Annotated in this window: 7 protein-coding genes and 2 pseudogenes; 6 read left to right on the forward strand and 3 right to left on the reverse strand. The window is 67.9% G+C overall.

Translation table 11 applies throughout. The features are described from left to right. The first annotated feature begins 445 nt into the window (after positions 1-445). The gene (locus ABZ818_RS36620) at positions 446-1,051 is read left to right on the forward strand and encodes a lamin tail domain-containing protein (RefSeq protein WP_361424725.1); all 606 of its coding nucleotides are present in this window, start codon (positions 446-448) and stop codon (positions 1,049-1,051) included. A gap of 256 nt (positions 1,052-1,307) precedes the next feature. On the opposite strand, the pseudogene ABZ818_RS36625 reads toward ABZ818_RS36620, so the two are convergent. Then, positions 1,308-1,876 (reverse strand): annotated as a pseudogene (locus ABZ818_RS36625) (nucleoside deaminase). A 297-nt stretch (positions 1,877-2,173) separates the two neighbouring features. On the opposite strand from ABZ818_RS36625, the gene ABZ818_RS36630 reads away from it, so the two are divergent. The 4 genes from ABZ818_RS36630 (at position 2,174) to ABZ818_RS36645 (ending at position 5,988) form a co-directional block, all read left to right on the forward strand. Further along, positions 2,174-2,761 carry an antibiotic biosynthesis monooxygenase gene (locus ABZ818_RS36630; protein WP_361424746.1) on the forward strand — a complete coding sequence of 196 codons (588 nt, stop codon included), beginning with the start codon at positions 2,174-2,176 and terminating at the stop codon, positions 2,759-2,761. Between the two features lie 20 nt (positions 2,762-2,781). Then, positions 2,782-2,913, forward strand: coding sequence for a hypothetical protein (locus ABZ818_RS36635; RefSeq protein WP_361424728.1), 132 nt, complete (start codon positions 2,782-2,784; stop codon positions 2,911-2,913). Positions 2,914-2,953: 40 nt separating this feature from the next. Further along, positions 2,954-4,327, forward strand: a complete 1,374-nt coding sequence (locus tag ABZ818_RS36640) for an FAD-binding oxidoreductase (RefSeq protein ID WP_361424731.1) — start codon at positions 2,954-2,956, stop codon at positions 4,325-4,327. A 341-nt stretch (positions 4,328-4,668) separates the two neighbouring features. Next, on the forward strand, positions 4,669-5,988 hold the full coding sequence (locus tag ABZ818_RS36645) for a phosphatase PAP2 family protein (protein WP_361424734.1): 1,320 nt from the start codon (positions 4,669-4,671) through the stop codon (positions 5,986-5,988). Between the two features lie 45 nt (positions 5,989-6,033). Here ABZ818_RS36645 and ABZ818_RS36650 read toward each other — a convergent pair whose 3' ends face one another. Next, entirely contained in the window at positions 6,034-6,708 is a 675-nt protein-coding gene (locus ABZ818_RS36650) for a DUF4232 domain-containing protein (protein WP_361424737.1), read from the reverse strand. A 532-nt stretch (positions 6,709-7,240) separates the two neighbouring features. After that, positions 7,241-7,462: a hypothetical protein gene (locus ABZ818_RS36655; RefSeq protein WP_361424740.1), complete on the reverse strand. Its 222-nt coding sequence runs from the start codon at positions 7,460-7,462 to the stop codon at positions 7,241-7,243. Between the two features lie 203 nt (positions 7,463-7,665). On the opposite strand from ABZ818_RS36655, the pseudogene ABZ818_RS36660 reads away from it, so the two are divergent. Next, positions 7,666-7,785, forward strand: a pseudogene (locus tag ABZ818_RS36660) (DNA-directed RNA polymerase subunit alpha); the annotation flags it as partial.

The following is a 7,785-nucleotide window of genomic DNA, read 5'->3' on the forward strand; positions in this document are numbered from 1 at the left end:
GCCGCCCACCACGTCCACCTGTCTCGGTTCACCTACATCCGCACCGCGGCACGTCGCCGCGGTGGTCGCAGGGCCCCGGTACTCCACCGGGGCCCTGCGCCGTATGCGCCGGCACCCGCACCGGCTGTTACCCACGGAGGAGTGACGGCCGCGCCGCGTCCGGGGTGGCGTGCCATGGCGAGCGCGTGCGACTGCTCAGTGCTCGCAAGGACCTTCCCGCCGACGCCCCGTCAACTGTCCGTGTTCGGCGAGTGAATGATCCCTACAGGCAACCGTCACAGAAATATGGGCACTCTGTAACACCAGTCGGGAATTACCGCCATATCCGGGAATCGGCGGACAAGGTGTGAGGGAGCGGCCGGCCGGCCGCCACCGCACAGCGCACACCCTCCCGCGCGGCTCGTCCCCGCAGGCGGAGTGTGCTCGCACCAAGCAGGGAGAGCCTGTGTCCGTTTCCGTTTCTGTGACCGCCCGCCGTCTGGCCGCCGCCGTTGCCGCCGCCGGAGCACTGGTCGGTACGGTCGCGCTGCCGGCGTCCGCAGCCGATCACGCCCCGCGCTCGCACCGCGAGAACGTGGTGATCAGCAACGTGCACCTCGGCACCGAGGGCCGTTACTACCGCTCCAACCGCGCCCTGAACCAGGAGTGGGTGGCGATCACGAACAACAGCCGCCAGAACGTCAACCTGAGCGGCTGGACGCTGTCCGACAGGCACGGTCACACCTACACCTTCCGCCACTTCCGCCTCAGCGGCCACGACACGGTCCGGGTCCACACCGGCGTGGGCCGCGACACCCGCAACGACTTGTTCCAGGACCGCCGCAACCAGGTCTGGGACCGCCGCGACACCGCCACCCTGCGCAACGAGCGCGGCCGCGTGGTGGACACCGCCGCCTGGAACAACGACCGCTACGACCCCCGTGACACCCGCGGCTCGCACAACGACCGCCACGACCCCCGTGACACCCGCGGCTCGCACGACGACCGCGACGACCCCCGTGACACCCGCGGCTCGCACAACGACCGCGACCACCGCGGCGGCCGCCGCTGACCCCGGGCACCCCCTGCTGACGGCCCGGGCAGGCCCCGGCCACTGAAAGGCCCCCGGCCGGCGGAGATTCCGCCGGCCGGGGGCTCTTTTCGTGCGGGCCTTGCATCCGTGTCTGGTGGTCGATTCCTCAGCACCACTGCGAACCCGCGCGGTCCGCGACGATCACGCCGAAGCCGCCACGACAGCGGCCAGGCGATACCCCACCGGTCTTCTCTCCATGCCGCGGGACGCCGGCGCACCCGCGAGTGAGCGACCGTCAGTACGGATGGTGGTTCGGCTTGTCCTGCCACGCCTGATAGGCCTGGGCGCCCAGCTCGGGGTACATCTGCTTGATGCTGATGCTCCGCTGGTCCGGAGGCCGCTGGAAGTCCTCGTACTGGAAGTCGTCGCTGAACCCGATCTCCTCGGTGGCCTTCCAGTCACAGCTGTAGTAGACGGCGCCGATTCGCGCCCAGTAGATGGCACTCATGCACATGGGGCAGGGCGCTCCGCTGGTGTAGATCGAGCATCTTGCCGGAGCATGCGGGCACGCTCCGGCAAGATGTCCGGGGACCCTTCGGGACGGGGCACCAACTCCAGTGTGTACTCGTTCTGGTGGTCTTCCGAGACCGTGGGAGCATCCGGGTTGAGGTACTGGATGGCCTTGCGTATGGCCTCCACCTCGCCATGCGCGGTGGGATCCGCCGTGAGCAGCACGCGGTTCTGGCCTCGAGCGATCACCTCGCCATCATGGGTGATCACCGCACCGAAGGGGCCTCCCCAGCCGTTCTCGACGGATTCGGTGGCCAACTGCGCCGCTTCGGCCAGGTGCTCCCTGTGTCCCATCTCGGCGCCTCCGATCCCACGTTACTTTTGCGGCACATGGGGCTTTTACCTACTCTAGGAGCCGTGAGTCCTCGTGCAACTCCTGGCTCCCACGACGACAGCGCGACCGTCGTGATCTCACAGAAGGTCCGTCCGGGATGTGAAGACGACTACCTGCGCTGGCAGGATCGAACCAACGAGGTCGTAGGCGAATTCGACGGGTTCGAGGGAACGGAGCAGTACCCTCCGCCCTCCGCCGAGGGAAACGAGTGGGTCGTCGTCTTCCGCTTCTGCCACCTGGATCAGCTGACCGCGTGGATGAGCTCCGATACGCGCCGTGAACTCCTCGAACAGGGACGCGAACTGTTCGAGGAGGCCCCCACGCAGGAAGTTCTCGCGGGTGGCACGCCGGCCCATGACGCCGTCACCGCGGTGATCTCGCACGACGTGCGACCTGACCAGGAACGGGCGTTCGTGAGCTGGCAGGAGAAGATCCTGTCGGCTCAACGGAGGTTCCCGGGCTTCATGGGCTCGGAGTTGTTCCGGCCCGTGAAGGGGATCCAGGACAAGTGGGTCACCGCCTTCCGCTTCGACACCCGTCAACACCTGGACACGTGGCTCGAATCCACCACGCGTCGAAAGCTGCTCGACGAAGGGCGCGGCACCTTCGTTTCCTACGACGTACGCAAGGTCGGATCCGCGTTCGGCAGTTGGTTCCGCTTCGAGCAGGGTGCGGAGGAGGGTGGCCCGCCCAACTGGAAGCAGGCCATGTCCGTGGTGCTGGCCCTCTATCCCACCGTCGAGATCCTCAACCTTGTGTTGGGCCCCCGACTTGCCGCTCTCGGCCTGCCCGGACATCTCGCCTTGTTCGTCTCGAACGTGTTGAGCGTGTCCATCCTGACCTGACATGGCTGCTGATGCCGTTGGTGAACAGAGCCCTCGCCTTCTGGTTGATGCCCGGTCGGGCGCGATCCCTCCGCATCGACGTGGCAGGTGCCGCCGTGGTGGCGATCTGCTGGCTGGCGTTCATCGTGATCTTCGGTCTGACCACCGGCTGACAGCCGGCCCCGGAAAGATGCTCACGACGAGGAGGTCGTCATGAGCGAACAGAACCGGCGCTCACGGATCGAGGGCGCGCTCCTCCGCAAGGGCGACGCGGACTACGAGACCGCCCGTGCCCGCGCTCTGTGGAACGAACTCAAGCCGGACCGGTACCCCGATCTGATCGTCCGAGCCGCCAACGAGCGGGACGTTCAGGAAGCCCTGAAGCCGGCCCTCTCCAGCGGACTGCGACTCGCCGTACGCGCGGGCGGGCACAGTTGGTGCGGCTCACCACTGCGGGACGGAGGCATACTCCTCGACCTCTCGGGGCTCGATCAGTGGAAGATCGATGCCGACTCGGCGACGGCGACCGTGCAACCAGGTGTCATCGGCAGCAGATTCGCGAGGGAGCTCGCCCGGCGCGATCTCGCCTTCCCCGCAGGGCACTGCCCCTCCGTCGCTCTGGGCGGCTACCTCCTCAGCGGCGGCCTCGGCTGGAACTCCGGTCTGTGGGGGGTGGCTTGCGCGAGCGTACTGGAGATCACCGCTGTGACAGCCGGCGGTGAAGTACTCAGGTGCACCGAAGAAGAGCATCCCGGCCTGTTCTGGGCAGCACGGGGAGCCGGGCCCGGCTTCTTCGCCGTCGTCACCAGCTTCCGTCTCCGTCTGCGGCCGCGCCCGACCGCACTCGCCACGACCTCCTATGTCTTTCCTCTCGCGGCAGTCGGCCCCGTAACCGACTGGGCCACCGAGACGGCGCGTGAACTGCCCGCGAACGTGGAACTGTCCTTCCTGCTGGCCGCCGAGGACGCGCCAGGCGTTCCGGATGGGCCATGGCCCGAGGTGGTCGTCGTCACCGCCACCGCGTTCGCGGACTCGCACACCGAAGCCGTCGGCGCCCTGCGTCCGCTGTGGAGCTGCCCTCTCTCCGAACGACCGCTGTCCCGGCGACTCGATGAGCCGACGTCTCTCGCCGCTCTCTATGACGGCTCCATGGGCCTGTGGCCCGAAAGGCACCGCTACGCGGCCGACACGCTGTGGTCGCACGAGGACTACGCATCGCTCCTGGCGATCCTGGGCGACGCGGTCGCCAGAGCCCCTTCCGGGAAGTCCTTCGTGCTGGCGCCCGTCTCACCGGTCTCGCGGGAGGACGAGTCGCTGCGGAACATGGCGTTCTCCGTGCTCGGAGAGAGCTACGTCGTGCCCTACGCCGTCTGGACCGATCCCGCGCATGACGACGTCAACGTGCACTGGCTGCGCGACGCCATGCGCGCGGTGGAGCCGTTCGGAACCGGTCACTACATCGCCGAAACGGACCTGACCGCCGACCCGTCCCGGGGATCGTTCACGGCTGCCGATTGGCAGCGCCTGCGCTCTTTGCGGGCGGAGTACGACCCGCAGGGTCTCTTCTTCTCCTGCCTGTCCGCCTGAGGCGGTCTGGCGCCCAGAGCAGGCGGCGAGGGCCGCCCCGTGACGACGGTGTCCGAGCCCTCAGCCGGCGAAGCGAGGGCGCTTGTGCGCCGACACGGCTATTGACCTGCGTAGATCCACTGTGCTTCCCTCCCCGTGGGGGCTTGGGGGACCGCTGTTGACTGTGGCTGTCCGCTCTGAAGGGCACACCAAGCGCACGGGTGGCGTGCAGGGGCGGACCAAGGGGGTATGAGGTGTCTCGGGGCTTTGGGAGACGCATCGGGATCGCGGACGAAGTGACCACTCCGCCCATGCGCATACCGCGACCGGACCTGCCCCGACGACGGGAGAGACTCTGGGCCGTGGCGGGTGTCGCGGCTCTCGGATTCCTCATCGTGCTGGAGTTCGCCGCACGTCGCTACGGCCTACCAGGGCCGATCACCACCCAGGTGCGAGAGGTGGTGGCCGCCCCCAAGTCGGGCGGTCTGCTGTACGCCGCCATGGCGTTGATGATGGTGGTCCTCACCTGGCGGCAACGGTTCATCGCGACGGGTGCGGCGATCGGTATCGACATCGCCTTCGCGCTGGTCCGGTGGGCGGTGGACGCCAAGGTGACCAACGGTCACCCCTTCGGCAACGGTGCGTTGTGGGTGATTCTGGGCTACGGGGTCATCGCTGCCACTCGCCGCACCGGCTCGGAACGTGTCCTGCTGCTGAAGGGCGTGGGGCTGGGCCTGCTGCTGGTGGCCGGCCGCAAGACCGGCGACACATGGCTGCTCATCACCTCGAAGACCCGCCCCGCGGTGCTCGACCAGTACGTGGCGACAGCCGATCACGCGCTGGGCAGTCCGTCGTGGCTGGTAGGCCGGGTCGTCGCGGCCACCGGCCCCATCGGCTTCAATTTCCTCGACTTCGTCTACGGTCAACTCGCCGTGGCCGCAGTCGTCGTCGCCCTGTATCAACTGCGCGGCGTGGCGGTCGAGCGGCGCTTCCCGGGCCACCACCTGGTGCGCACCTTTCTGGTGATCGGCCTCCTCGGGCCGGCCTTCTACATGATCTTCCCGGTGGTCGGACCGATCTTCGCCTACGGCACCGGCACCGAGTACTGGGCGACGGTCAGCCTGTGGTCGCCGGACATTCCGTCCAGCGGGCACTGGGCGGTGGCCGACCTGTGGCCGCAAACGCTGCCGCCGATCAATACCCCGTACCTCATGCCGTTCGACGAGATCACCCCGCGGAACTGCATGCCCAGCCTGCACACGGCGTGGGCCACCGCGATCTTCATCCATACCCGGAAGGGCCCACGCATCCTGCGGTACGCGGGCACGTTCTGGCTGGTTGCCACGCTCGCCGCAACGCTGGGATTCGGCTACCACTACGGCGTGGATCTCCTTGCCGGCGTGGTGTTCGTGCTCACGATCGAGGCAGCTCTGCGGTCGCTCGACCGCGGCTGGGATCGATCGGGGATCCGGCTGGCCGCTTACGGGGCAATGGTCTTCACCGCGCTGTTGGTGGCTTACCGCTTCCTGCCGTTGACGATGGCCGAGCATCCGTGGGTGTCCGGCCCCCTGCTCGTGCTGGCGATGACCTCCGTGATCTACGGCTACGTACGGACCACCGCGGCGTGGGAACCGAAGGCCACACCAGCGCGACAACCGGTGCCGCAACCAGAGCCGATCTGAATCGTGTTGCACCGGTTTGTCGGCTGCGCGCCAGGATCGGTCCGTTCAGCTGAAGGGAACGGCGTCCGCCGGGGCGGTGTGCCAGTTGGTGACGATCGGGGCTTCGACAGTGATGGTGCCGACCGGCAGGGAAACCGGGTTGGGGTCGTCGTCACCGACGCCGACGATGATGAAGTCCAGTTCCTTGCCACCGTTTTCCTTGGTGGTCTTCGGGTTCACCCCGGCATAGGCGGTGGTGCTCCCGCTCAGCTTGATCTGCTTGCCGGCGGTCTGCTCCGCGGGACCCGCCTGGGTGCCGTCGGATCCGAACGCCACGGTCGGAAGCGCGGCGGGCAGGTAGCAGGTGATCCCCGGCTTCGCCTTGGCGATGATCAGGATGTATCCGCCGGCCTGGGTCTCGGACCTGGTGTTCCAGGAGATGTCGTTGGCGCCGCAGCTCTGCCCGACCGGCTCGCGCTTGCCGTTGCCGGTGTCGGCGCCGGAGCCGGCCGCGTCCTCGGTTCCCTCGCCCGTCGCGTTGGAGCTCTTGTCGGTGCTCTGGCCGCTGCCCGCGGCCGACGAGCCGGCCGGGGTGGCCGCATCGCCGGCGGGGGTGGCGGACGAACCCCGCGCGGCGCCGGTGTCCGTGGCCGCGTCCCCGTCCTGGCATGCGGTCATCAACATGGCGCCGCCCACGATGGCTGCGGAGACGAGGAAGGCCTTGCGACGGTTGCCGGACATGAAATCCCCTTTGGTGATCAGTGGTTGAGTTCGAAGCCGTTTCGGCTCTCGGTGGTCGACTGATCACTATGAGGGGGCTGCGCGCCGAACGGATCCCGGCGCCTTCGTTCCAGGACAACGCTGTCACAGGCCAGTGACATGATCACGAAGGGTTGTGCGAGCCCATGCCGGTTCGACGACAGTGAACGGAGCTGACCGAGACGGGAACTGAGACGGCCGCACTCCTCACCGCAGCACCGGGGACGGCCCCGGCCGGCTGCCGAAGCCACCGCACGCGTGGGAGCTAAGCCGCCTTGGTTCGCGCGGCACGCATGCCCCGGGCGGGCTCCTGTACATCCTCGAGCAGGAAGGCCTCGTCTTCCCCGAAGTCCGGGGCCTGGAAGGGGTTTGTCGTCGGAGGCGGCAATGCTCCGGCGGCGCGACGGGGTTGCCCTTCCAGGGCGGAGAACAGCGACGTCGGATCGATGAGAGGTCTCCCTTCCGTTACAGGTCCCTGAAGGGGCCTGGCGTGCCGTGACCGGGCACAGCGGTCCTACAGCTTGGTCATCTTGGCGTACGGGCTCAAGATCCGCATTTGCGCGGAGCCGAAATCCACGAGCACCGCGATTCCATCCTCGATGCCGATCACCCGGCCGAGGCCGTACATGTCGTGTGTGACCTGGTCGCCCACAGCGAAGTGCTTGGGAGCAGGCGTGACCGGGGCCTTGAAGGGGCTGGTGGGCAAATGACGCTTCGGTGCAGCAGGCTTTGTCATCGCCCCCAGTATGCGCCTACGGACCGCGCTGGTGGCTACCTCGCTGATCGCTGGACTCCACTCCAGCGAGAGCTGAGCCCGCCGACCGGCCGGCAGACGGGCGAGGTCGGGCGGTTCGTCCTCCCCGGAGGCCGAACCGCCCGTACCCTTCGTAGTGACTACGGCGTCACATAGCGGGCGCCAAACACTGGAGGCAATACCCCGTGCTGATTGCTCAGCGTCCATCACTGACCGAAGAGGTCGTCGACGAGTTCCGTTCCCGGTTCGTGATCGAGCCGCTGGAGCCGGGCTTCGGCTACACCCTCGGCAACTCGCTCCGCCGC

Source organism: Streptomyces sp. NPDC047453 (assembly GCF_040643155.1).
In the GTDB taxonomy this organism is placed as follows: domain Bacteria; phylum Actinomycetota; class Actinomycetes; order Streptomycetales; family Streptomycetaceae; genus Streptomyces.

Excerpts from the sequence above, each read along its gene's own strand:
- ABZ818_RS36630 (WP_361424746.1), top strand. The coding sequence starts at position 2,174 with ATGAGCTCCGATACGCGCCGTGAACTCCTCGAACAGGGACGCGAACTG.
- ABZ818_RS36640 (WP_361424731.1), top strand. The coding sequence starts at position 2,954 with ATGAGCGAACAGAACCGGCGCTCACGGATCGAGGGCGCGCTCCTCCGC.
- ABZ818_RS36650 (WP_361424737.1), bottom strand. The coding sequence starts at position 6,708 with ATGTCCGGCAACCGTCGCAAGGCCTTCCTCGTCTCCGCAGCCATCGTG.
- ABZ818_RS36655 (WP_361424740.1), bottom strand. The coding sequence starts at position 7,462 with ATGACAAAGCCTGCTGCACCGAAGCGTCATTTGCCCACCAGCCCCTTC.